This window comes from Pseudomonas frederiksbergensis, from assembly GCF_003732705.1.
GTDB classification, from domain to species: Bacteria; Pseudomonadota; Gammaproteobacteria; order Pseudomonadales; family Pseudomonadaceae; genus Aquipseudomonas; species Aquipseudomonas frederiksbergensis_F.
On record NZ_MOBR01000006.1, the window covers coordinates 170715 to 194994 of the forward strand.

At 58.9% G+C, this 24280-nt stretch carries 21 protein-coding genes; 10 read left to right on the forward strand and 11 right to left on the reverse strand.

The window, feature by feature from the left end; all coding sequences use genetic code 11:
* Positions 1-19 precede the first annotated feature (19 nt).
* From thrC to BK667_RS05605, 4 genes are all read left to right on the forward strand, one after another.
* Entirely contained in the window at positions 20-1429 is a 1410-nt protein-coding gene (gene thrC / locus BK667_RS05590; protein ID WP_123507917.1) for a threonine synthase, read from the forward strand.
* Between the two features lie 120 nt (positions 1430-1549).
* A complete protein-coding gene (locus BK667_RS05595; RefSeq protein WP_123597022.1) occupies positions 1550-2923 on the forward strand; it encodes a transporter substrate-binding domain-containing protein in 1374 nt (457 codons plus the stop codon).
* 117 nt (positions 2924-3040) lie between these two features.
* A complete protein-coding gene (locus BK667_RS05600) occupies positions 3041-3448 on the forward strand; it encodes a response regulator (protein WP_123597023.1) in 408 nt (135 codons plus the stop codon).
* A gap of 170 nt (positions 3449-3618) precedes the next feature.
* A complete protein-coding gene (locus tag BK667_RS05605; protein ID WP_123507922.1) occupies positions 3619-3906 on the forward strand; it encodes a DUF3509 domain-containing protein in 288 nt (95 codons plus the stop codon).
* A gap of 170 nt (positions 3907-4076) precedes the next feature.
* Here the strand turns inward: BK667_RS05605 and BK667_RS05610 are convergent, their stop codons facing one another.
* Both BK667_RS05610 and BK667_RS05615 read right to left on the reverse strand, forming a co-directional pair.
* Complete coding sequence (locus BK667_RS05610) at positions 4077-4997, reverse strand: TIGR02285 family protein (protein ID WP_123597024.1); 921 nt, start codon at positions 4995-4997, stop codon at positions 4077-4079.
* Complete coding sequence (locus tag BK667_RS05615) at positions 4978-6177, reverse strand: CaiB/BaiF CoA transferase family protein (RefSeq protein ID WP_123597025.1); 1200 nt, start codon at positions 6175-6177, stop codon at positions 4978-4980. Before BK667_RS05615 ends, BK667_RS05610 begins: the two co-directional genes overlap by 20 nt.
* Positions 6178-6323: 146 nt before the next feature.
* Between BK667_RS05615 and BK667_RS05620 the strand changes: the two genes are divergently transcribed.
* The 3 genes from BK667_RS05620 to BK667_RS05630 all read left to right on the forward strand — a co-directional run bounded on the left by BK667_RS05620 (position 6324) and on the right by BK667_RS05630 (position 10044).
* Positions 6324-6866 (forward strand): YaeQ family protein, encoded by a 543-nt coding sequence (locus tag BK667_RS05620; RefSeq protein ID WP_010462971.1) that lies wholly within the window; start codon positions 6324-6326, stop codon positions 6864-6866.
* Between the two features lie 66 nt (positions 6867-6932).
* On the forward strand, positions 6933-8642 hold the full coding sequence (gene recJ, locus BK667_RS05625) for a single-stranded-DNA-specific exonuclease RecJ (RefSeq protein ID WP_123597026.1): 1710 nt from the start codon (positions 6933-6935) through the stop codon (positions 8640-8642).
* A gap of 295 nt (positions 8643-8937) precedes the next feature.
* Complete coding sequence (locus BK667_RS05630) at positions 8938-10044, forward strand: NADH:flavin oxidoreductase/NADH oxidase (RefSeq protein ID WP_123507930.1); 1107 nt, start codon at positions 8938-8940, stop codon at positions 10042-10044.
* Between the two features lie 206 nt (positions 10045-10250).
* On the opposite strand, the gene BK667_RS05635 is transcribed toward BK667_RS05630, so the two are convergent.
* Entirely contained in the window at positions 10251-11876 is a 1626-nt protein-coding gene (locus BK667_RS05635) for a glucan biosynthesis protein D (protein ID WP_123507932.1), read from the reverse strand.
* A gap of 416 nt (positions 11877-12292) precedes the next feature.
* On the opposite strand from BK667_RS05635, the gene BK667_RS05640 reads away from it, so the two are divergent.
* On the forward strand, positions 12293-12478 hold the full coding sequence (locus BK667_RS05640; RefSeq protein ID WP_123507934.1) for a hypothetical protein: 186 nt from the start codon (positions 12293-12295) through the stop codon (positions 12476-12478).
* Between the two features lie 253 nt (positions 12479-12731).
* Positions 12732-12881: a hypothetical protein gene (locus tag BK667_RS33385; protein WP_221179155.1), complete on the forward strand. Its 150-nt coding sequence runs from the start codon at positions 12732-12734 to the stop codon at positions 12879-12881.
* A 92-nt stretch (positions 12882-12973) separates the two neighbouring features.
* Here the strand turns inward: BK667_RS33385 and BK667_RS05650 are convergent, their stop codons facing one another.
* Entirely contained in the window at positions 12974-13474 is a 501-nt protein-coding gene (locus BK667_RS05650) for a BRO-N domain-containing protein (protein WP_123597228.1), read from the reverse strand.
* Between the two features lie 441 nt (positions 13475-13915).
* On the opposite strand from BK667_RS05650, the gene BK667_RS05655 reads away from it, so the two are divergent.
* Positions 13916-15226 (forward strand): AAA family ATPase, encoded by a 1311-nt coding sequence (locus tag BK667_RS05655; RefSeq protein WP_123597229.1) that lies wholly within the window; start codon positions 13916-13918, stop codon positions 15224-15226.
* Between the two features lie 10 nt (positions 15227-15236).
* On the opposite strand, the gene BK667_RS05660 is transcribed toward BK667_RS05655, so the two are convergent.
* From BK667_RS05660 to BK667_RS05690, 7 genes are all read right to left on the reverse strand, one after another.
* Positions 15237-16721, reverse strand: a complete 1485-nt coding sequence (locus BK667_RS05660; RefSeq protein WP_123597027.1) for an APC family permease — start codon at positions 16719-16721, stop codon at positions 15237-15239.
* A 253-nt stretch (positions 16722-16974) separates the two neighbouring features.
* A complete protein-coding gene (locus BK667_RS05665; protein WP_123405633.1) occupies positions 16975-18399 on the reverse strand; it encodes a gamma-aminobutyraldehyde dehydrogenase in 1425 nt (474 codons plus the stop codon).
* Positions 18400-18537: 138 nt separating this feature from the next.
* On the reverse strand, positions 18538-19347 hold the full coding sequence (locus BK667_RS05670) for an ABC transporter permease (RefSeq protein ID WP_123507943.1): 810 nt from the start codon (positions 19345-19347) through the stop codon (positions 18538-18540).
* On the reverse strand, positions 19337-20284 hold the full coding sequence (locus BK667_RS05675; RefSeq protein WP_123507945.1) for an ABC transporter permease: 948 nt from the start codon (positions 20282-20284) through the stop codon (positions 19337-19339). Before BK667_RS05675 ends, BK667_RS05670 begins: the two co-directional genes overlap by 11 nt.
* Before the next feature lies 1 nt (position 20285).
* Positions 20286-21323 (reverse strand): ABC transporter ATP-binding protein, encoded by a 1038-nt coding sequence (locus BK667_RS05680; protein WP_123597028.1) that lies wholly within the window; start codon positions 21321-21323, stop codon positions 20286-20288.
* A gap of 202 nt (positions 21324-21525) precedes the next feature.
* A complete protein-coding gene (ydcS, locus tag BK667_RS05685) occupies positions 21526-22677 on the reverse strand; it encodes a putative ABC transporter substrate-binding protein YdcS (RefSeq protein ID WP_123507951.1) in 1152 nt (383 codons plus the stop codon).
* Between the two features lie 111 nt (positions 22678-22788).
* A complete protein-coding gene (locus BK667_RS05690; protein WP_123597029.1) occupies positions 22789-24276 on the reverse strand; it encodes a gamma-aminobutyraldehyde dehydrogenase in 1488 nt (495 codons plus the stop codon).
* Positions 24277-24280 lie beyond the last annotated feature (4 nt).

Here is a 24280-nt window from a genome sequence, read left to right on the forward strand (position 1 = left end):
AAACCAAAGGTTTGCCCCTATGCGTTATATCAGTACCCGCGGCCAGGCACCGGCCCTGAATTTCGAAGACGTCCTGCTGGCCGGTCTGGCCACGGACGGCGGCCTGTACGTGCCGGAATGCCTGCCACGTTTCACCCAGGAAGAAATCGCTTCCTGGGCCGGCCTGCCGTATCACGAACTGGCCTTCCGGGTGATGCGCCCGTTCGTGGCCGGCAGCATTCCGGATGCCGATTTCAAAAAGATTCTTGAAGAAACCTACGGCGTGTTTTCCCACAACGCCGTGGCGCCGTTGCGTCAGCTCAATGGCAACGAATGGGTATTGGAGCTGTTCCACGGCCCGACCCTGGCGTTCAAGGATTTCGCCCTGCAACTGCTCGGTCGCCTGCTTGACTACACGCTGGAAAAACGCGGTGAGCGCGTGGTGATCGTCGGCGCCACCTCCGGTGATACCGGTTCGGCCGCCATCGAAGGCTGCAAGCATTGCGAAAACGTCGACATCTTCATCCTGCACCCACACAACCGTGTGTCTGAAGTGCAGCGTCGCCAGATGACCACCATCTTCGGCGAGAACATCCACAACATCGCCATCGAAGGCAACTTCGATGACTGCCAGGAAATGGTCAAGAACAGCTTCGCCGACCAGAGCTTCCTCAAAGGTACACGCCTGGTGGCAGTGAACTCGATCAACTGGGCGCGGATCATGGCCCAGATCGTTTACTACTTCCACGCGGCGCTGCAACTGGGTGGCCCGGCGCGTTCGGTGTCGTTCTCGGTGCCGACCGGCAACTTCGGTGACATCTTCGCCGGTTACCTGGCGCGCAACATGGGCCTGCCGATCAACCAGTTGATCGTCGCCACCAACCGTAACGACATCCTGCACCGCTTCATGAGCGGCAATCAGTATGTCAAGGAAACCCTGCACGCCACGTTGTCGCCGTCCATGGACATCATGGTCTCGTCGAACTTCGAACGCCTGCTGTTCGACCTGCACGGTCGCAACGGCGCAGCGATTGCCGGCCTGATGGACAACTTCAAGCAGGGTGGCGGTTTCAGCGTCGAACAAGAACGTTGGACCGAAGCCCGCAAGCTGTTCGATTCCCTGGCCGTGGATGACGCACAAACCTGCGAAACCATCGCCGAAGTCTTCGAACAGACCGGTGAGGTGCTGGACCCGCACACCGCCATCGGCGTCAAGGCCGCGCGGGAATGCCGTCGCAGCCTGGATATCCCGATGGTGATCCTCGGCACAGCCCATCCGGTCAAATTCCCCGACGCTGTGGAAAAAGCTGGTGTAGGAAAAGCTCTCGAACTACCTGCACATCTTTCTGATTTGTTTGAGAGAGAAGAGCGCTGCACCGTGTTACCGAATGACCTGAAAGCCGTGCAGGCCTTTGTCAGTCAGCATGGCAACCGCGGCAAGCCTCTCTAAGCCCGAAAAACTGTCACATTTTGAAGCCCGTCTCCTGACGGGCTTTCTTGTTTCTGCGTGCCACACTTGTCGCGTTTTCGCCCCTGAAGGACGGGCGAGTTGATCACGAAGGAAGTGGCAATGCTGTTTTTAAGAGGGTTGAGACCAGCCGTGTGCTGGATTTTTTTGCTGGGCGCCATGAGCCTTGGACATTGCGCGCGTGCAGCACAATTGATGGAGTACGAGGTCGCGACACCGACGACCGTCGACGGCATTGAGCTGAACGCCGAAGAGCGGCAATGGATTCGCGCCCATCCGCAAGTCATCGTTGCATCGAAGCAATACCCGCTGTACCAGTTCAAGGACGAGTACGGGCAATGGAGTGGCTTGAACATCGATGTGCTCGACCGCATCAGCGTGATGACGGGGCTGCATTTCGTCCATGAAGAAACCTTTTCCACCGAGCATTTACTCCGGCGTCTGGAGAGTGGTGCAGCGGACATGACCACGACGCTGGCGCTGAATGATGAGCGCAAGCTGTTCCTGGACTTCAGCCATGCCTTTGGTGGTTCTGCCTGGGTGTTAGTTGGGCGTGCCGGGGCGCCGCTTCTTCAATCCCTGGAACAACTGTCGGAAAAGAAACTGGTGTTGCCGGCCAGGCACGCCATGGAGGCAACCATTCGGCGTGACCACCCGGCCATCGAGCTGCGCTCGGTCAAGACTTATGCTGAAGCCCGGGCGTTGGTCGAAAGTGGCGAGGTCGACGCCACTATCGAGAACGAAACAGGGGCGCAGCTCTATCCGGTTGGGCAGTTGAAGATTGGCCATACGGTGGAGGGCTCGTGGGAAGCCGATCATCTGGCCGTACGCAAAGGGCAGCCGCATTTATTGAGCATCCTTAACAAGGCACTTGAAGCCTTTCCACCGGCGGAGTTGCGGGCTATTCGCCTGAAGTGGCTGGATGGCATCGCCCCCAGGCCGGCGCTGTCGTTCTGGCAACGGTTGACCCAATGGGGCTGCTGGGGCGTGTTTATCGTCAGCTTGTTCGGCCTGCTGTCCTTGCTCTGGAACCGACGGCTCTCGACGCTGATCAAGCAGCATCTGGATGTCGAGAACGACCTCAGCGAGCAACTCGCCTTTCAGCATGCGCTGATGGATGCCATGCCCGATCCCATGTTTATGCGTGATGTGGAGGGGCGTTTGGTCATGTGCAACAAAAGTTATGAGGAGGCATTGTCGACCCGACTGGACCAGGTTCAAGGGCGGCAACTGATCGAAGTCGATGTCGTGCCCAGGGAGACTGCCGAGCAGTTGCATGCCGAGTTCATCGTCCAGCTTGACAGCCGCAAACCCCGATTCACCAAGCGCCAGTTGAAATTCAACAACGGTGTGCGGGAGATCTACCAGTGGACAGTGCCTTTTTACGGGGCTGACGGGCAGGTGCGCGGGTTGCTGGGTGGATGGACGGATATCGGTCTGCGAAGGAGTGAAGGGGGGTGTGAGTGTTCCCGGTAAGTTTCGGAATTTTCCTATGGGATCTGGCTACTTTTCCGATGGGATGCTGAAGGATGCTCCCCTAGAGTGATCGGCAACTGCGGTGAGAGTCCGCGCGTGTCGTTCCAGAGGTCGCTTATGCGCACGCTCAAAATCCTGATCCTTGAACACAATCCTTTCCAGATGATGGCGTTGCACCAGATGCTCAACGCCATTGGTGTCTATGACGTGCTCACAGCGCCGTCGATGTCCGCGGCGCTGTGTTCCCTTGGGCGCAGGGGCAAGGTCGATATCGCGTTCTGCGATCCGCAGCTCAAGGGCGGTGACGGGCTGGCGCTGGTGCGGCATCTGGCAGAACAACGCGAGGCCCGTGCGCTGATTCTGCTTGGCAACGTGGTGCCGAGTGTCATGCCGGACGTGAAGGCCTTGCTGGCCGACAGCGACGTCAAACTCCTGGGGCACCTGCACACACCCGTTTCCGCGGTGTTGATGCGTCGGTTGCTGGATGTCTATCTGCTGGAGTCGATGCTTCAAGCCAAGGCCTGAATCCGGCTGTTTTTTCCTTGTCATCTTTGCGGCGCATGCTCAATTACCCCGCAGACGCAGATACCGCTGCCATGCGGTATTCAGAACTTTCTTCTTGGGCCAGGGGTCATTAACTGTAGACACGCCCTTCCAGGCACTTTGTTTTCGGACTATTGAGTGGTGATCGCGAGATGGAAAGTATCAGCCTATTGCTCGGTGAGGCTCTGAGCCCGTATCAGGTTACGTTGACCCCGTCGGGTGCCCATGGCGAATGCCTGGTGACCTTGAAAAATGCGGCCGGCGCCATCGTGGTGGAACGTGAGTTCAATCAGGCGCAGTTGACCGATAAGCGGCAACTGACGGATGTCGTCGACGGATTGCACCGCGATGTGCTGATCGCCGAAGGTCGCCTGGAGCCCTGTGTGATCGCGGCGTTGCGCAATGCGGCTCAGGACAAGGTCCTGGCCAATCGAAATTGAATTGCCTTTTTGTGGGAACCTTCCTGCGTGAAGGTCGTCAGACCTTGTAACAGCAGGATCAAGCATTGTGCTCCGGTGCTTGTAGCTTGCTGCCACTGGTCTTTATGTAGGCCACGTTTAACCCCGAGTCGTCTCCCCACTTCTCGGGGTTTCTTTTTGCCCAAAATTTGTCATTGCCCATCCTGAGGTTCGAAAAAACGCTTGGCCTCTTCCAGATAGTCGCTGCGCCGTTCCGGGTCGAGCCAGTCGGCATAGGCATGGGCCAGTCGCTCGTGGGGCAGGGTGCGCAATAGCTGATTGATCTCGCTGATGGCCTGCCGACCTTGGGGAGTATTCGAGCAGCCGATGTAGGTGGAAATGTACTTGCCCGTGCCCTTGACCGGGTAAAACACCAACTCGTTGTCAGCGATATGTTCCTGTTCAGCCAGGTAGCGGATCTCCGGCCAGTACCCCAACACCCCCAGCAAACGGCCCAGGCGCTGCATCTGCAACAGACTGCCCAGTGCGTCGTTTCCATAATGGAATGTCAGGCTACTGGCCGGCGCCTGCTTCAGTTGAGCGTCGAGGAATTGACCATAACTGCGCTCGGCCACGGCACCGAGTTTCTGGCTGCCATTGGCCAGCAGTGCCGTCAGGTCGACTTCACCGTCCACCAGAAATGGTTCCAACTCCGGTTGATCTTCCTGGCGCACAGCAAGGCCATTGCTCACGGCCCGGAACACCGGAATGGAGAACGCGATCCACTGTTCCCGTTCCTTGCTCCAGATCAGTGAGGGATCGCAGGTGAAAGACTCTTCGCGCAGCATCTGCATGCCACGGGCCCGATTGACCCGCATCCGCGTGTGATCGTATTGCGGCATACCGGCGATCAACAGTGGCATCAGTTGATCGACGACCCCCTGGCCTTTTTGCGGGCCTTCGAAGATCGTCAGTGGCGGTAAATCGCGCAGCAGCCAGATCAGCGTCTCTTTTGGAAGTGCCCAGGCGTGTGAGCTCAATCCGAGCAACAACAGCACCAGCGCAAACCGGCCGCTGGCGCGATGGATTAAGACCGAAAGCAGGCGCTTCAGCTTAGATGGCCCCGTCTTCACGCAGCTTGGCGATCTGTCCCTTGTCGTAGCCAAGATCGTGAAGTACCTGCGCATTGTGCTCACCCAACTGCGGTCCGACCCATTCGGAAGTGCCGGGTGTCTCAGAGAGTTTCGGCACGATCCCCGGCATCTTGAAGTCCTTGCCGTCCGGCAGCTTGGCGTGCAGGAACATTTCCCGGGCCAGGTACTGCGGATCGCTGAGCATGTCTTCAGCGCTGAAGATCCGGCTGGCCGGGACGTCGGCCTGGTTCAACTGCTCGATCACACGGTCGAGTGGCAGCGAATTGACCCAGCGATCGATCACCCCATAAATCTCGTCACGACGGCTGTCGCGGCCATCGTTGCTGGCCAACACCGGATCGTTGGCCAAATCTTCGCGACCGATGATCAGCATGAAACGCTTGAAGATCGCATCGCCATTGGCACCGATCTGCACGTGCTTGCCGTCGGCACTGGTGTGGATGGAGGAGGGTGTGATGCCGGGCATGATGTTGCCGGTGCGTTCGCGAATGAAGCCGAACACATCGAACTCAGGGACCATGCTTTCCATCATGGCGAAGATCGCTTCATACAGCGCCACGTCCACCACCTGGCCCAGACCGCCGTTCACCTCGCGATGACGCAGGGCCATCAACGCGCCGATCACGCCCCACAGCGCAGCAATCGAATCGCCGATGGAGATCCCGGTGCGCACCGGTGGCCGGTCCTCGAAACCCGTGATGTAGCGCAGGCCGCCCATGGATTCACCGACCGCACCAAACCCCGGTTGGTCTTTCATCGGCCCGGTCTGGCCGAAGCCCGACAGGCGCACCATCACCAGTTTCGGATTGAGCGCATGTAAAACTTCCCACCCCAGGCCGAGCTTTTCCAACACGCCGGGGCGAAAATTCTCGATCAGGATGTCGGCTTCGCTGAGCAGTTTTTTCAGGATCTCCAGGCCATCCGGGTGCTTGAGGTTCAGGGTCAGGGACTTTTTGTTACGTGCCTGGACGAACCACCACAGGGAGGTGCCTTCATACAACTTGCGCCATTTGCGCAACGGATCTCCGCCATCCGGGGATTCGACCTTGATCACTTCAGCGCCGAACTCGCCGCAAATGCGCGAGGCAAACGGCCCGGCAATCAACGTACCCAATTCGATGACTTTCAGACCTGAGAGCGGTTTTCCGGTGAATGACATGCGCGATCCTGTAGGACAAAGTCGTGTGAGTAGTGCGTTTTAACATAGCCGCGTGTCAGTCGCCCAAAGTTGATGGTCGTCAATTCTCAGATTGCCTACCGCATCGGTTAGACTTGCCGCCTTTCCTCGTATCAAGAAGCCCGTTCATGGCCCAGCCGTCCACGACCTACAAGTTTGAACTGAACCTTACCGACCTCGACCGCAGTGTCTACGAGAGCGTGAAGCAGACCATCGCCCGTCACCCTTCGGAAACCGAAGAGCGCATGACCGTGCGGCTGCTGGCCTACGCCTTCTGGTACAACGAGCAGCTGTCGTTTGGTCGCGGTCTGTCAGACGTGGATGAACCGGCCCTGTGGGAAAAGAGTCTGGATGACCGTGTCCTGCACTGGATCGAAGTCGGCCAGCCGGACGCCGATCGCCTGACCTGGTGCTCGCGCCGCACCGAGCGCACCAGCCTGCTGGCCTACGGCAGCCTGCGGGTCTGGGAAACCAAAGTGATCCCGGCGATCAAGAACCTGAAAAACGTGCACATCGCCGCCGTTCCCCAGGACATCCTGGAAACCCTGGCCAAAGACATGCCCCGCGTTATCAAGTGGGACGTGATGATCAGCGAAGGGACGATTTTCGTCACCGATGACCGTGGTCAGCACGAAGTCCAATTGCAGTGGCTGAGCGGCGAACGCGGCTGATTATTCGCCGTTACTACGCGTCATCCGGTTTTATCCTACGTATTCAAGAGAAGCACCTGTCACCCCATGCGCATCGAACCTCGCCTGTTGCCCGACACCCTGCCATTCCTTGGTGATCTGCCGCCGCTGTTGACCCGTCTGTACGCGGCGCGAGGCGTGCAAAACGAGGCTGAACTGGACAAGAGCCTGGCGCGGCTGATTCCGTTCCAGCAGCTCAAAGGCATCGATGCGGCGGTGGATCTGCTGGTAACGGCGCTGGAGCAGCGTCAGCGAATTCTGATCGTCGGCGATTTCGATGCTGATGGCGCGACCGCCAGCACCGTCGGCGTGCTCGGCTTGCGCCTGCTGGGCGCGGCCCATGTCGATTATCTGGTGCCGAACCGTTTCGAGTACGGCTACGGCCTGACCCCGGAAATCGTCGAAGTGGCGCTGACCCGCACCCCGCAACTGCTGATCACCGTGGACAACGGCATCTCCAGCGTCGAAGGCGTGGCCGCGGCGAAAAAGGCCGGGCTCCAGGTGTTGGTCACCGACCACCACTTGCCTGGCGATGAACTGCCGCTGGCCGATGCGATCGTCAATCCGAACCAGCCTGGTTGCGAGTTTCCGAGCAAGGCGCTGGCCGGCGTCGGGGTGATTTTCTATGTGCTGATGGCCCTGCGCGCGCGTCTGCGCAGCCTCGGTTGGTATGAAAGCCAGCCGCAGCCGAACATCGGCGAACTGCTGGATCTGGTGGCGCTGGGCAGTGTCGCCGACGTGGTGCCGCTGGATGCCAACAACCGGATTCTGGTGCACCAGGGGCTGGAGCGGATTCGCGCCGGTCGCGCGCGGCCCGGCATCAAGGCCATCCTTGAGGTCGCCAAGCGGGAACCGGCGCGCATCACCTCCACCGACCTGGGTTTTATCGTCGGCCCGCGCCTGAACGCGGCGGGACGCCTGGATGACATGAGCCTGGGCATTGAATGCCTGCTCACCGAAGACGCCGGCCTCGCCCGGGAAATGGCGGGCCAGCTCGACGGCATGAATCAGGACCGCAAATCCATCGAGCAGGGCATGCAGCGTGAGGCGCTGGCTCAGCTCAAGGATCTGCCGGTGGAATCGATGCCGTTCGGCTTGTGCCTGTTCGACCCCGAGTGGCACCAGGGCGTGATCGGCATCCTCGCCTCGCGGATGAAAGAGCGCTATTTCCGCCCGACGATTGCCTTTGCCGATGCCGGCGATGGCTTGCTCAAGGGCTCGGGGCGTTCGGTTCAAGGCTTCCATATTCGCGACGCCTTGAGCGTGGTGGCGGCGCAGCATCCGAACCTGATCAGCAAGTACGGCGGCCACGCGATGGCGGCGGGTTTGACCTTGCCGGAAGCGAATTTTCCGCTGTTCGCCGAAGCTTTTGACGCTGAAGTGCGTAGGCAATTGCGCGAAGAAGACCTGACCGGGCGACTGTTGTCGGACGGCACCCTGGCGGTCGAGGAGTTTCACCTGGAACTGGCCCGCGCCCTGCGCCACGCCGGTCCTTGGGGACAACACTTCCCGGAGCCGCTGTTTCACGGGGTGTTCCAGTTGGTCGAGCAGCGGGTGGTCGGCGAGCGGCACCTTAAAGTGGTGCTGAAAAGTGAGTGCGGTTCGGTGAAGCTGGATGGCATCGCTTTTGGTATCGACCGCGACATTTGGCCTAACCCGACCATTAAATGGGTGGAATTGGCCTACAAACTCGACCTCAACGAGTTTCGCGGGAATGAGACGGTGCAACTGATGATTGCCCATATCGAACCGCGTTGATCCCTTTGCGGGCAAGCCTCGCTCCTACAGGATTTGTGGCGTGCGCCAATCATTCGGACGCCGCCAAACCTGTAGGAGCGAGGCTTGCCCGCGAAAGCGATCTTTCTGGCACCGAATCCTCAGGAACCCTCCCTCATCCCCCGTTGTCGACTAGGCTCTAAGCACTGCTTGATTGGCCTTGTGACGTCTTGTCGAATTTTTTACCCGCGGGGGCGGGTGTTGCACCTTTTTCCTGTCACTCGTCGACTTTTCAAACAGAACCCTGGAGCCTGCCCACTGATTCGAGAGGTGCCCCATGAGTCTGCTGCTTGAACCCTATACCCTTCGCCAATTGACCCTGCTCAACCGCATTGCCGTATCGCCAATGTGCCAGTACTCGAGCGTCGATGGCCTGGCCAACGACTGGCACCTGGTGCACCTCGGCAGTCGCGCGGTCGGCGGGGCCGGTCTGATTTTTACCGAAGCCACGGCGGTGACTGCCGATGGTCGCATCACCGCCGAGGACCTCGGCCTGTGGAACGACGAACAGATTGAACCGTTGCAACGCATCACCCGGTTTATCGCCGCCCAAGGTGCCGTAGCCGGTATTCAACTGGCCCACGCCGGGCGCAAGGCCAGCACCCATCGGCCGTGGATCGGCAAGCACGGTAGCCTTAAACCCGACGACGGCGGCTGGACCCCGGTCGGGCCTTCGCCGATTGCCTTCGACCCACAACACACACCGCCTAAACAACTCGATGAAGGGCAGATTGCAGAAGTCATCCAGGCCTTTGTTGAATCAGCCAAACGCGCGCTGACCGCCGGTTTCAAAGTGGTCGAGATTCACGCGGCTCACGGTTATCTGCTGCACCAGTTTCTGTCGCCCCTGAGCAATCAGCGGCGCGATCAATATGGTGGCTCGTTCGAGAATCGCATCCGGCTGGTGCTGCAAGTCACCGAAGCGGTGCGCGCGGTCTGGCCTGAAGAGTTGCCGCTGTTCGTGCGGGTATCGGCGACGGACTGGGTGGAAGATGGCTGGAACCCGGATGAAACCGTGGAGCTGGCACGACGCCTCAAAGACCTGGGCGTGGATTTGATCGACGTCTCGTCGGGCGGCACGGCGGCCAATGCGGAAATTCCTACAGGACCGGGTTATCAAACCCGCTTCGCTGAGCGCGTGCGTAAGGAGTCAGGCATCGCCACCGGCACCGTGGGCATGATTACCGAGCCAGCGCAGGCTGAGCACATTCTGCGGACCTGTCAGGCGGACATCATCTTCCTGGCCCGTGAGTTGTTGCGCGATCCGTACTGGCCGTTGCATGCCGATGATGATTTGGGTGGACGCAAAGCGGTGTGGCCGGCGCAGTATCAGCGGGCGACCCATCGGGACCAGCCGATTCATGAGTCGGATTTACGGGATTGAGTGATGCTGTAAAAACAAAAAGCCCCGGCCGGGTTGGTCGGGGCTTTTGCGTTTCTGTGCCGGGGTTTTTTGTTGTCTGTCAGGCCGTCTTCGCGGGCAAGCCTCGCTCCTACAGGGTTGCGTCGCGCCTCAATTACGCGAACGACACAAAACCCGTAGGAGCGAGGCTTGCCCGCGAAGAGGCCCGCCCAAACAACCCCCTAATATCAGGTGTACTTACGCTTCTCCGGCGCCGGCGGGAAATACTGGTACAGCCAGGTTTCACTCAACGTCCGGTCATTGGTGCGGATAAACAACCGCAGCTCCACCGGCGCGACGCTGTCATTGGTCGGGACCCAGTCAAACGTAATCCGATACCCTTTGATGTCATCGAGCACCAGCACGTTGAAGTCCTTCACCTCGCCATTCGAGCACGTGACCACAGGCTCGATCGCCGCACCTTCCGGCAAACGGTCCAGACCGCCACCGGTGAAGTCCACCGCAAAGCGACGAGCCCAGACTTCCGGGTAATGCTCGCCCGGCGCCCAGCCTTCGATAAAGCCGCCCATCCCCGAACGGGTCGCGTTGACCCGCGCGAGCGGTGTACTGACTGGCGGCAGTGCGCTCCAGTACAGCTTGTAGCCGTAGTTCAGCGAGTCGCCGGCGGCCACCGGTTTTTTCGGCGTCCAGAACGCGACGATGTTATCCAGGGTTTCGCCGGTTGTAGGAATTTCCAGCAGGTCGATAGAGCCTTCGCCCCACTCGGTTGTCGGTTCTACCCACAGGCTCGGGCGCTTGCTGTACCAGTCGACAGTATCTTGATAACTGGCGAACTCGTGATCGGTCTGCACCAGGCCGAAACCTTTCGGGTTGGTGTCGGCGAAGGCGTTGAACTGCAAGGTCGCCGGGTTGTTCAGTGGACGGCAGATCCACTCGCCGTTACCGCGCCACATGGCCAGCCGATCGGAGTCGTGGATTTGCGGGTGGATGGTGTCGCACATGCGACGTTCGTGGGTGCCGCAACTGAACATGCTGGTCATCGGCGAGATGCCCAGTTGTTCGATGGCGGTGCGCGCATTGATGTGTGCGTCGATGCCCATGACCACCTGACTGGCCTGGCAATCGATGTCGAAACGGTAGGCACCGGTGGCGCTCGGCGAATCGAGCAGGGCGTAGACCACGAAGCGAGTGCTGTCCTTATCCGGCGTCTCGAACCAGAACTTGGTGAAGTCCGGGAATTCCTCACGCTTCTTGGCGTAAGTGTCGATCGCCAGCCCTCGGGCCGACAGGCCATATTGGCCAGATGCATCCACCGCGCGGAAATAGCTGGCGCCGAGGAAAGACAACACATCGTGCTTGTCCAGTTCCGGGGCCTTGAACAACTTGAACCCGGAAAACCCGAGGTCGCCGGTGAGCTGCTTGGTGTCGACCGTGGTTTTTTCATAGTTGAACAGTGACGGGCGGAAATGCACTTCCCGCGCCTGACGCGTCTTGGGATCGACGCTGAACATGCGCACAGGCTGCTTGAACCCCATACCGACGTGGAAAAACTGCACGTCCAGCTGACCGTTCAACTCATTCCACAGCGAATGCTTGCCGTCGTACTGGATCGCATTGAATTGTTGCGGCGCCATGGTCGCCAGCGTCGGCGGCAGCACCTGCTTGGTGTCTTGATAACGATTGCCGGCGAGCTGCTTGGCCTGGATCTTCAGCGCTTCGAAGTCGAACGCCTGCGCGTCGCCATCCGCCGCGCCATTCCCGGCCCAAGCGCGTGCGGCCAGCAGGCCGGTGGCCGATAAACCGGTATAGGCAGCGATAGCCATGGACGCTTTGAGCAAATTCCTGCGGTGCATAAGTACAACCTGTCGTGAACAATCCCGCGCCGTACCTGGCACTGCTGGATCAAAAATGGAGGTTCGGACATGCCTTCGGCCAAACGCAACGGACTCTAAACAGATGCCAAATAGCTTAAACCGTTCGGTCCCGGAGAAAAAATGATTGATAGCACGACCACGTTGCGGCAATGAAACAAGACATGTCCGGTAACGTTTCCCACAGTACTTTCTGTTTTATAAGGCATTTGTGCCTTTTTCGACTAATTACTCTAAAAACCGCTTTTCAGCGCCGATTTAATTCCTATCCTATGGGCATAGCCGGTTTCGGCCCTTCAGGCCGGCGGGTTCAGCACGCACCAAGCGACGGCTGAAAAAAGTGGTAGGGCGATGCGGTTTTCTGAAGTTTTCTTTGACGTATTAGAAGGACATCGTCCATGTCGAAAGTACAAGGCATCACCGAACTGTTAGGAATCTTCCCGTGCCTGTCCTCAGGTCGGCGCAGGCGTCGGCTCAATTCGGAGGAAATGAAATTGGTGGAGCGGTATCGGGAATTGTCCGAGAGTGATCGGATTGCGATGAGGTATCTGGTGGATGCGATGAGGAGTGTTTCGCGGTTTTGAGGAGGGGATTTGGCCGTGACGCTGTGTTGCGGCCGTTACGCAATCTGTAGCAGCTGGCGAAGCCTGCGTTCGGCTGCGAAGCAGTCGTGAATTCAGGTGGCGCGGTGTACCTGATATACCACGCACTCAGGTTTACGACTGCTGCGCAGCCGAACGCAGGCTTCGCCAGCTGCTACAAATCTTGGCTCGTCTGAGCTAAGTGGCGTCAGGCAAAAAAGCCAACCTTTCAGCAGGAAAAGAGTAGGAAATAATTATGAGCAATGAGGACGAAATTCCGATCCCGGAACCAAAAGACGAATGTCACGATGCGGCCGTTCCCGATCAGTTTGAAGACGCTCGAGGTAAAGCGGATATCAAATGGCGGACCGACGAATTGATGCTGCTGTTACGAGGGGAGGATTGATATTTGGCAAGGAGGCACGGAAATTTGAGAGATCGACTAACCAAAGGGGCGGACGGTGAAGTCTGCCCCTTTTTCATTTGTTCACCCTACCCTTAACTGCAAGTGCCCATGATCTTGAATGGCTTCTGTACCTGCATGAGATCAGGCATATCCCGCCACTTGATCCAGGCCTGATGCTGCCAGTGCAACAGCGGCACTGAGATGCCGGCCCACTGCAACGAACTCAGGCTCGGAATGTTATCCACAGATGCCGCGCTCGACTCACGCAGCATCGGGATGACTTCGTTGCTCAACCATTGGCGCAGGTTGCGGTTTTCCGGGATGAAATGGTGGATCAGAAGGGCGTACATCCCTGACTCGCTGACCATGAGGGATTCGACGGTGTTGCCGCTTTTCAGCAGCCGGACGTTTCGACGCTGATCGGGATCGAGTTTCAGGGTGAGGCGTTCGTCCATGGGGCGGCCCATCAAGCGACCGAGGTCGTGGACGCAGAACCAGGCTTGGTTGTCTTGCATGAGGGTGTGGAGGAAGCGGTTGTGGCGGGTGAAGACTGTGGGGATGAAGTAAGGCGAATTTTGAGCGTGCTTAGGCATGAAGGTAACTTCCGTTTTGATCAGGAAAGTCGCCACCAACCCTTCGACAGGTTGGGTGGCGGACCGAGTGGCGTTCGAAGTCGGGATACTTCCTGTCAAAACGGCAAAGCCGGAAGGCCCGCGCCACACGGCCCACCATAAAGCAGAACTATAGGCACGAAACAGCCGTAGTTCTATGGAGGGCACGCAAGCACCGTTTTGACTTTTTCCGGCTTCGACCCCGGGTCGCTGATTTGGCAGCGACGAGGTAAAGCCTATCGTCCAGGCGCTCGCGGCGCCAAGTCTACTCTGGCGCCACGTGTTGTAGGAATTGGAGCTTTTATCGGAAGGCTCTGTCTGTAGGAATTTCCTGTTTTTGCATGAGCTGCAGTGCAACTGCGCCAAACGCCCGTTTTCTCCTTTATTTTTTATGTCTTCAGGAATGAACTGCGGGTTCGCTGCATGCTGATCGAATTTTCTGTTTCCAACTATCGCTCCTTCCGGGACAAGCAAACCCTGTCCATGGCTGCGACGCCGCGCTTGAGCAAAAAGCGCAACCTGTTCGCACCACCGGTAAATGGAGAGAAACTGCCAGATCTATTGAAAGTGGCTGCGATCTATGGCCCGAACGCATCGGGTAAATCCTCGCTTGTTCGGGCGATGGGAATCATGGGCCAACTGATTGCAGCGCTGCCGACCTCAAATGATGAACCGCTACCCGTCTCGCCCTTTCGTTTTGATCCCAAACTTCAAAACGAACCAAGCTTCTTTGAATACAACTTCATTCAACGCGGACTCCGATATCGGTTTGTTCTGTGCATGACGGCGCAGCGAATTACCGAGGAGCACCTTGTTTCGTATCCCAAGGGTAAGGAAACGTTGCTTTATAAGCGTTGTTTTGTGGCAGAGGGCGAGCGATATGTTTTTGGGGCAAGCCTTGAGGGAGGGGAAGACGTTCACAACACTTGGCGGCGCCTGACGAACCCCAAAACACTCTTTATTTCACAAGCCATCGCGAACAGCAGTGAAGAGTTGACCCAACTGCGGGACCCATTTAGCTGGTTCCAAACCGGCCTACTGGTTATTGAGCAGAACAACATGATGGGGCTGTCAGCAACGTCCATCAGATTTCTTCGGATGGCATCAGACTGCACACAGGATTTAAGAGACTTTCTAAGGGACGTGGATATTCCGGTGTCCGCAATTCAGCTCAATACCGAAGACGCGGAATCTGTTCAAAGCACCAAAAAACTCACCCTGAAAGAGTTCTTCGCTGCTGCGCAAAAAGACAAAGTAACCCTGTCCCATACAAGTCTTTTAGGCAAAGCCGAATTTGATTTTTCTGAGGAGTCTGGCGGTACGAAAAACCTGATTGGTTTCTGGTTGCCCTGGTTCATGATCAATCACGCTGATGGGAGCGGAATACTTGCTGTCGATGAGTTGGACAGCAGTCTTCACCCCTCAATAGTCGATGACTTAATTGAAAAGCACTTGGATGGAGGGTTGGATACTCAACTGATTTTTACCACTCACGACACCCATCTAATGAACGCCAAAGCACTTCGGAGCGATCAATTCTGGATTACTGAGCGAGATGCCAATGGCGCAACCAGCCTTTTCTCTGTTCATGATTTTGAAGGGCGGGAAGGGGAATACGTCGAGAAACGCTACTTTGAAGGCCGTTATCGCGGGTTGCCATTGATCAGGCGTGCTATGTCAGATACGGCTGTTCGTTCAAATGCCACAAACCCAGCCCGCATCCCTGCGGGCTGAGCAACCTCATTTACCGACTAACCTTCCAAGCATCCCCCGCAGGCGCAGTCCCGTGGTCGTACGGCTTGGCAATCCACATGTAGATCAACCCCAACCCAATCACAATCGCCGTGCTCAACACCATCGCATAGTTGATATACCAAGCCGCATCCGGCGTACGCGGCCAGGCCATGTTGATGATCGCACCGACGCCATAAACCAGCGCCCCGATGTTGACCGGCAACCCCCACGCGCCGAGGGTGAATTTGCCGCTCGGTTTCCAGCCTTTCATCCGTGCATACAGCGCGGCCAATACGATCATCTGGAACGCCAGGTAAATCCCGATGGCGGCGAAGCTGACGATGGTCGCCACCGCATCTTGAAGGAAGAATCCGAGCACGATGATCAGCGCCGGCATGACACCCGACACAAACAGCGCCGCCACCGGCACTTGAGTCGTAGGAGAAATCTTCTTCAACAGTTTGCTGCCGATGACCATTTCATCCCGGGCGTAGGAATACAGCAGACGACTCGCCGCCGCTTGTAGGCTGATGACGCAGGAGATGAAGGAAATCATCACCACGCCCATCACGACTTTCGAGCCCACCGGGCCGAAGGCGTTGTTGAGGATGGTGGTGACCGGGTCTTTGTCGGTGCCGTTGATCACGGCTTGCATGTCCGGTACGGCGAGGATCAGGGCCAGGCAGGCGAACATGGCCGAGATGCCGCCGATGTAGATGGTCATGCGCATCGCAATCGGGATTTGCTTGCTCGGGTTCGGGGTTTCTTCGGCGACGTCGCCGCAGGCTTCGAAGCCGTAGTAGAGGAACATCCCGGCCAGTGAGGCGGTGAGGAAGGCCGGCAGGTAGGAGCCGTCGATGCGGATGTCGAAGGTGTTGAACAACACGCTGATGGGTTGATGGCGCTCGAAGACCAACAGGTAAACGCCGACCACCACGGCACCGATCAACTCACAGAGAAAGCCGAACATGGCGATCCGCGCCAGCACTTTGGTGCCGCTGAGGTTGACCAGGGTGGCGAACAGCGTCAGGAACAATGCGATGACGATGTTGGTGTTGTTGCTCGGTTCAAAACCCATCATCGCGGCCAGGTACGGGCCGGCGCCGACGGCAACGGCAGCGATGGTCACGCACAGGGCGATGGAGTAGATCCAGCCGACCATCCACGCCCATTTTTTGCCCACCAAACGCCGAGCCCATGGGTAGACGCCGCCGGAAATCGGGAATTGCGACACCACTTCACCGAAGATCAGGCACACCAGCAACTGGCCGCAACCGACCAGCAAATAGGCCCAGAACATCGGTGGCCCGCCGGCGGCGAGGCACAGGCCGAACAGGGTATAAACCCCGACGACCGGTGAGAGGTAAGTGAAGCCCAGGGCGAAGTTTTCCCACAGGCTCATGCTGCGATTGAAGTTCGAGGTGTAGCCCAGCTTGCGCAGTTGCTCGGCATCGCTGTCGGCTGCGGCGGGGGAGAGTTCGGGTAGTGCACTCATGGTCTGTCAGCTCCGGAAAATCGGCAGATTTCGGATGTCCGAAACCGTGGCGGGGCCGTTAAGGCGCTGCCCGGGTCGGTGGTTATTGTTTTGGTTTGTTTGGGGTGAAGCCTGGTGGTGCTGGGTGCCGGTTTCTTCCTTGATATTGCGGTGATGCCTTCGCGGGCAAGCCTTGCTCCTACAGGTTTTGTGTCGTTCGCCCATCATGTGAACGACATCAACCCTGTAGGAGCGAGGCCTGCTCGCGAAGCTTTTAATGCTTGAACATCACATGCCGCACGACGGTGTAGTCCTCCAGCCCATACATGGACATGTCCTTCCCGTAACCGGACAATTTCTGACCGCCATGAGGCATCTCACTGACGAGCATAAAGTGGGTATTCACCCACGTGCAGCCGTACTGCAAACGTGCGGCCAGGCGATGGGCGCGACCGACGTCCGAGGTCCACACCGACGACGCCAGGCCGTAGTCCGAATCATTGGCCCAGCCCAGCACTTGCGCTTCATCGTTGAATTTGGTCACCGACACCACCGGCCCGAACACTTCGCGACGAACGATTTCATCGTCCTGTTGCGCATCGGCCAACACAGTCGGTTCGAAGAAGAAGCCATTGCCTTCCACAGCTTTGCCACCGGTGACCAAACGGATGTGTGATTGCGCCACGGCACGCTCGACAAACCCGGCGACACGGTCGCGATGTTGCGCGGTAATCAGCGGGCCCAACTCGGTCGCCGGGTCATCCTGCAAACCGTACTTGATGCTGCTGACCGCCGCGCCGAGCTTCTCGACAAATTTGTCGTAGATACCTTTTTGCGCATAGATGCGGCAGGCGGCGGTGCAGTCCTGACCCGCGTTGTAAAAACCGAAGGTGCGAATGCCTTCCACGGCGGCGTCGATGTCGGCGTCGTCGAAGATGATCACCGGGGCTTTGCCGCCCAGTTCCATGTGCATGCGTTTAACGCTGTCGGCGGTGCTGGAAATGATGTTGGCGCCGGTGGCGATGGAACCGGTCAGCGAGACCATGCGCACCTTTGGATGGGTCACCAATGGACTGCCGACCGTAGGACCACGACCGAACACCAGATTGAGTACGCCCGCCGGGAAAATGTCCGACGCCAGTTCCACCAGACGTAACGCGGTCAGCGGGGTTTGTTCCGACGGTTTGAGCACCACGGTATTACCGGCGGCCAGGGCCGGGGCGATTTTCCAGGCGACCATCATCAACGGGTAGTTCCACGGCGCAATGGAGGCGATCACGCCCACCGGGTCGCGGCGGATCATCGAGGTGTGGCCCGCCAGGTATTCACCACCGGCTGAACCGCTCATGCAACGGCTGGCGCCGGCGAAGAAACGGAACACGTCGGCAATCGCCGGGATCTCGTCGTTCAGTGCTGCGCTGTAGGGTTTGCCGCAGTTGTCCGATTCCAGTTTGGCCAGCTCTTCGCCGTGGGCTTCGATGGCGTCGGCGAGTTTGAGTAGCAGCAATGAACGTTCTTTCGGCGGGGTTTGCGACCAGGCTTCGAAGGCGTTGTCGGCGGCGCGTACGGCGGCATCGACCTGGGCTTCGCTGGCTTCGTTGATTTCCACCAGCACCCGGCCGAGCGCCGGGTTGAACACCGGTTGGGCGGGGCCTTCGCCGTCAATCAGTTGGCCGTTGATCAAAAGTTTGGTTTGCATGGTTCTGTCCTCATCGAAACTATTATTTTTCTGTCGGAACCGTTCCCTGTAGGAGCATGGCTTGCCCGCGATGGCGTCTTCGGATTCGCCAAAAGCATCGCGGGCGAGCCTTGCTCCTACACGGGTAATCGTTGTCAGTTATTTCCCGCCGCTGCCCGCCACGCTTTCACCACCCCGTGTCAGGTAATACGCCCCCAGGATCGGCAGCATGGTCACCATCATCACCAGCATCGCGACGACGTTGGTTACCGGCACGTCCCGTGGGCGGCTAAGTTGGTTGAGCAGCCACAGCGGCAGCGTGCGTTCGTGGCCGGCGGTGAAGGTGGTGACGATGATTTCGTCGAACGACAGCGCAAACGCGAGCATGCCGCCGGCCAGCAACGCCGAGCCGAGGTTCGGCAGGACGATGTAGCGGAAGGTCTGCCAGCCGTCGGCGCCGAGGTCCATCGAGGCTTCGATCAAACTGTGGGAGGTGCGGCGCAACCGGGCGATGACGTTGTTGTAGACGATCACCACGCAGAAGGTCGCGTGGCCGACGATGATGGTGAACATCCCCGGCTCGATCCCCAACGTCTTGAAGGTCGCCAGCAACGCGATCCCGGTGATGATCCCCGGCAGTGCAATCGGCAGGATCAGCATCAGCGAGATGCCTTGCTTGCCGAAGAATTCGCGGCGGTACAACGCCGCCGACGCGAGGGTGCCGAGGATCATCGCGATCAACGTGGCGATGGCGGCGATTTCCGCCGACAGCTTGATCGCTTCCAGCACATCCGGCCGCGAAAAAGCGACGCTGAACCACTTCAAGGTAAAGCCCTTGGGCGGAAAGCTGAACGCCGCTTCTTCGGTGTTGAAGGCGTACAAAAAGATGATCAGGATCGGGAAGTGCAGGAACACCAACCCGCCCCAGGCTGCGATGCGCAAGCCCAGTGAAGCGCGCTCAGAGTGCATCGAAGGCCCCCAGTCGTTTAACGATAGTCAGGTAAACGGCGATCAACACAATCGGCACCAACGTGAACGCAGCCGCCATCGGCATGTTGCCAATCGCGCCTTGTTGGGCATACACCATGCTGCCCACGAAGTACCCCGGCGGCCCCACCAGTTGCGGCACGATGAAGTCACCCAAGGTCAGCGAAAACGTAAAGATCGAACCGGCGGCAATGCCCGGAATCGACAGCGGCAAAATCACTTGCATAAAGGTCTGGCGCGGCTTGGCTCCAAGGTCGGCGGAGGCTTGCAGTAAGGAGGGCGGCAGGCGTTCCAGTGAAGCCTGAATCGGCAGGATCATGAACGGCAGCCAGATGTAGACGAACACCATGAACCGGCCCAAATGCGAGGTCGACAAGGTGCTGCCACCCACGCCGGGAATGCCGAGGATGAATTGCAAAACCGGCTCCAGCCCCAGGTGCTGAACGAACCACTGCGCCACGCCGCCCTTGGCCAGCAGCAAAGTCCAGGCATACGCCTTGACGATGTAACTGGCCCACATCGGCAGCATCACCGCGATGTAGAAAAACGCTTTGGTCTTGCCGGTGGTGTAGCGCGCCATGTAGTAGGCGATCGGGAACGCGACGATGGCGCTGGCGATCGACACCACAATCGCCATGCTCAGGGTGCGCAGGATGATGTCGAAGTTCGATGGCTGGAACAGTGCGGCGAAGTTCGCCAGGGTCAGGTCGGGGGTGACCGCCATGGTGAAGTCGTCGAAGGTGTAGAAGCCTTGCCACAACAGCACCAGCAGCGAGCCGAGATAAATCGCGCCGAACCACAGCAGCGGCGGCACCAGCAGCAGCGCCAGGTAAAAGTTCGGCCGTCGATACAGCAGGTTGGAAAACCGCCGCAACGGCGAACCGCTGGTCGGGGTTTGAGACATCGCCAAGGTGTTCATTTCACACCCCGCCCACAACATTGTCGTGCAACGGAATCATGGCTTCGCGAGCCCAGCGGGCACTGATGCGTTGCCCGGTCTGGTGCTGGGCGCTGGTGTCCAGCCACTGCACGTTGGCCTGGCTGATGTTCAGGGTCTGGCCGTTTTCCAGCTTCACTTCATAGCGGGTGGCGCTGCCCTGGTACTGGATGTCGTGGAGCAAGCCGCTGACTTCAATTTCATGGCTGGTCAGCGGACCTTCGGCGAAACGCACGTGTTCCGGACGAATCGAAAACGGTTGTGGATTGCCGCTTAATTGCTTGGCCAGATCGCCGCGAATCACGTTCGATGTGCCGACGAATTCCGCGACAAAGGTGGTTGCCGGTTTCATGTACAAATTGCGCGGGGTGTCGACCTGTTCGATGCGACCCTTGTTGAACACCGCCACGCGATCGGACATCGACAGCGCTTCGGTCTGGTCGTGGGTGACGAAGATAAAGGTGATGCCGAGTTGGCGTTGCAGTTTCTTCAATTCGCCCTGCATTTGTTCGCGCAGCTTCAAATCGAGGGCGCCCAGCGGTTCATCGAGCAACAACACGCGTGGGCGATTGACCAAGGCGCGGGCCAGGGCCACACGCTGGCGCTGGCCGCCGGACAGTTGCACCGGTTTGCGTTCGCCGTAGCCGCCGAGGGCAACCATGTCGAGAGCTTCTTCGGCGCGTTTCAGGCGTTCGGTTTTGCCGACGCCCTTGACCTTCAAACCGTAGGCGACGTTGTCGCGAACGTTCATGTGCGGGAACAGCGCGTAATCCTGGAACACGGTGTTCACGTCACGCTGATACGGCGGCAGCCCGGCGGCTTCCTCGCCGTGAATACGGATCGAGCCTGCGCTCGGTTGTTCGAACCCGGCGATCAGGCGCAGGCACGTGGTTTTGCCCGAGCCGGAAGGGCCGAGCATGGAAAAGAACTCGCCGTCCTGGATATCGATGGAAACCCGGTCAACGGCCTTCACTTCGCCGAATTGCCGGGAAACGTTGGTGAACTGGACTGCAAGCGTCATGGTGCGGTGCTCCGAAAAGGCGAAGGCCGTCGCAGCGGCCCTGCCTGGACTTCTGGAAAATCTGAATCGAATACGATCTGATCGTTCCCACGCTCTGCGTGGGAATGCAGCCCGTGACGCTCTGCGTCACCTCTGTGCGAATGGACGCGGAGCGTCCGGTGATGCATTCCCACGCAGAGCGTGGGAACGATCAGTGGATGCTTTAACGACCGCCCATAATCGCGATGTAATCCTGGGTCCAGCGGCTGTACGGCACGAACTTGCCGCCTTCAGCCTGCGGGGTTTTCCAGAAAGCGATTTTTTCGAATTGGTCGAAACCGTTGGTCTTGCATCCCTCGGCGCCGAGCAATTCACTGCCGGTGCACGCCGCCGGCACCGCTGGCAACGAGCCGAACCACGCCGCTACGTCACCCTGGACTTTCGGTTGCAGCGACCAGTCCATCCACTTGTAGGCGCAGTTCGGGTGCTTGGCCTCGGCGTGCAACATCGTGGTATCGGCCCACCCGGTGGCGCCTTCTTTGGGGATGGTCGAAGCGATTGGCTGCTTCTCGTTGATCAGGCCGTTGACCTGATACGGCCAGGCGCTGGACGCGACCACGCCTTCGTTCTTGAAGTCACTCATCTGCACGGTGGTGTCGTGCCAGTAGCGGTGGATCAATGGCTGCTGGGCGCGCAACAGATCGAGCACGGCTTTGTACTGCGCTTCGGTGAGTTGATACGGGTCTTTGATCCCCAGTTCAGGCTTGGTGGTTTTCAGGTACAGCGCCGCGTCGGCGATGTAGATCGGGCCGTCATACGCCTGCACGCGACCTTTGTTGGCCTTGCCGTCCGGCAGGTTTTGCGCGTCGAACACCACGCCCCAACTGGTCGGCGCGGTCTTGAACACATTGGTGTTGTACATCAGCACGTTCGGGCCCCACTGGTACGGGGTGCCGAACGTCTGCTTGTTGACCACATACCACGGCGCGTCTTTCAGGCGTGGGTCAAGGCCTTTCCAGTTCGGAATCAGCGCGGTGTTGATCGGCTGCACCCGCTTGCCGACGATCAAGCGCAACGAGGCATCGCCCGACGCAGTGACCAAGTCGTACCCGCCCTTGGCCATCAGGCTGACCATTTCATCGGAGGTGGCGGCGGTTTTCACATTGACCTTGCAGCCGGTTTCCTTCTCGAAACCGGTCACCCAGTCGTAGGCTTTGTCGCTCTCGCCACGTTCGATGTAGCCGGGCCAAGCCACGATATCCAGCTGACCTTCGCCGGCACCGACGGCTTTCAGCGGTTCGGCGGCCTGGATACTGGCACTGGCGAGCAATGCAGTGGTGATTGCACTGAGCAGTGCGGTCTTGTGCACGAACATGGGACACACCTCTTTGTTTTTTAGGTTTTTGTTAAGAGTAGCTGCAAGTTTCAAGCTTCAAGCGCCAAGAAAAAGCGCTCCGCGTTTGGCTTGTGGCTTGTAGCCTGCCGCTTAAAGCTCCCGGCTATGCCGGGCCATAATGTGCCGCACCACGCTGTAGTCCTGAAGCGAATCGCTGGATAAGTCTTTGCCGTAGCCCGAACGCTTCAGGCCGCCATGGGGCATTTCGCTGACCAGCATGAAATGGCTGTTGATCCAGGTGCAGCCGTACTGCAAGCGCGCCGCGACTTGCATGGCTTTGTCGAGGTTCTGGGTCCAGATCGACGAGGCGAGGCCGTATTCCGAGTCGTTGGCCCAATCCACGGCTTGGGCGAGTTCGTCGAAGCGGGTGACGGTGACCACCGGTCCGAACACCTCGCGCTGCACGATTTCATCGCTCTGCTTGCAACCGGCGAGCAAGGTTGGCTGGTAATAGAAGCCGGCGCCGGAATGCACCGCCGCGCCGGTGACCCGTTCGATGTGCGGCTGGCCGAGGGCGCGTTCGACAAAACTGGCCACGCGGTCACGCTGACGGGTGCTGATCAGCGGGCCGATTTCGTTGTCGGCATCGCGTTTGCCGGCGAAACGCAGGCTGCTGACCGCCGCGCCCAACTCGGCAACCAAGCGATCATGAATCCCGGCCTGCGCATAAATCCGGCACGCCGCCGTGCAGTCCTGACCGGCGTTGTAATAGCCGTAGGTGCGCACGCCTTCGACCACCGCTTGAATGTCCGCGTCGTTACACACGATCACCGGGGCTTTGCCGCCGAGTTCGAGGTGCGTGCGTTTCAGGGTTTTTGCTGCGGCCTGGAGGATTTTTTGCCCGGTGACGATATCGCCGGTCAGCGACACCATCCGCACTTTCGGGTGGCTGACCAAGTGACTGCCAACGCCTTCGCCGCCTCCGCAGAGGATGTTGATCACCCCCCGCGGCAGAATCTCGGCCAGCGCCGGGGCCAACGCGAGGATCGACAGCGGCGTGTGTTCGGATGGCTTGAACACCAGGGTATTGCCGGCGGCCAGGGCCGGGGCGATTTTCCAGGCGGCCATCATGATCGGGTAGTTCCACGGGGCAATCGACGCGACGACGCCAATTGGATCGCGCCGCACCATGCTCGTGTAACCCGGCATGTATTCGCCGCTGAGCTGGCCGGTCTGGCAGCGCACGGCACCGGCGAAGAAACGGAACACATCCACCGTGGCGCTTAAATCGTCCTGACGGGCCAGGTGCAACGGCTTGCCACAATTCAGGGATTCGAGACGGGCGAGGAGGTCGGCGTTTTTTTCGATGGCGTTGGCAATGTCCAGCAACAAGTTCGAGCGTTGCTGTGGCGTCGTCCGTGACCAACTGGCGAAGGCGTGGTGGGCGGCGAGGATCGCGGCTTCCACTTGTTCGGTGCTGGCTTCGGCGATGTGGGTCAGCACTTCACCGGTGGCGGGGTTGAGGATCGGCTCGACAAAGCCCTGGCCCTGGACCAATTCGCCATCGATCAACAACGCGGTGAACAACGGTGTCTGCGCGCCAGCCATTTTTCGGGTTCTCTTTTCTTGTGTGGCCATGGTG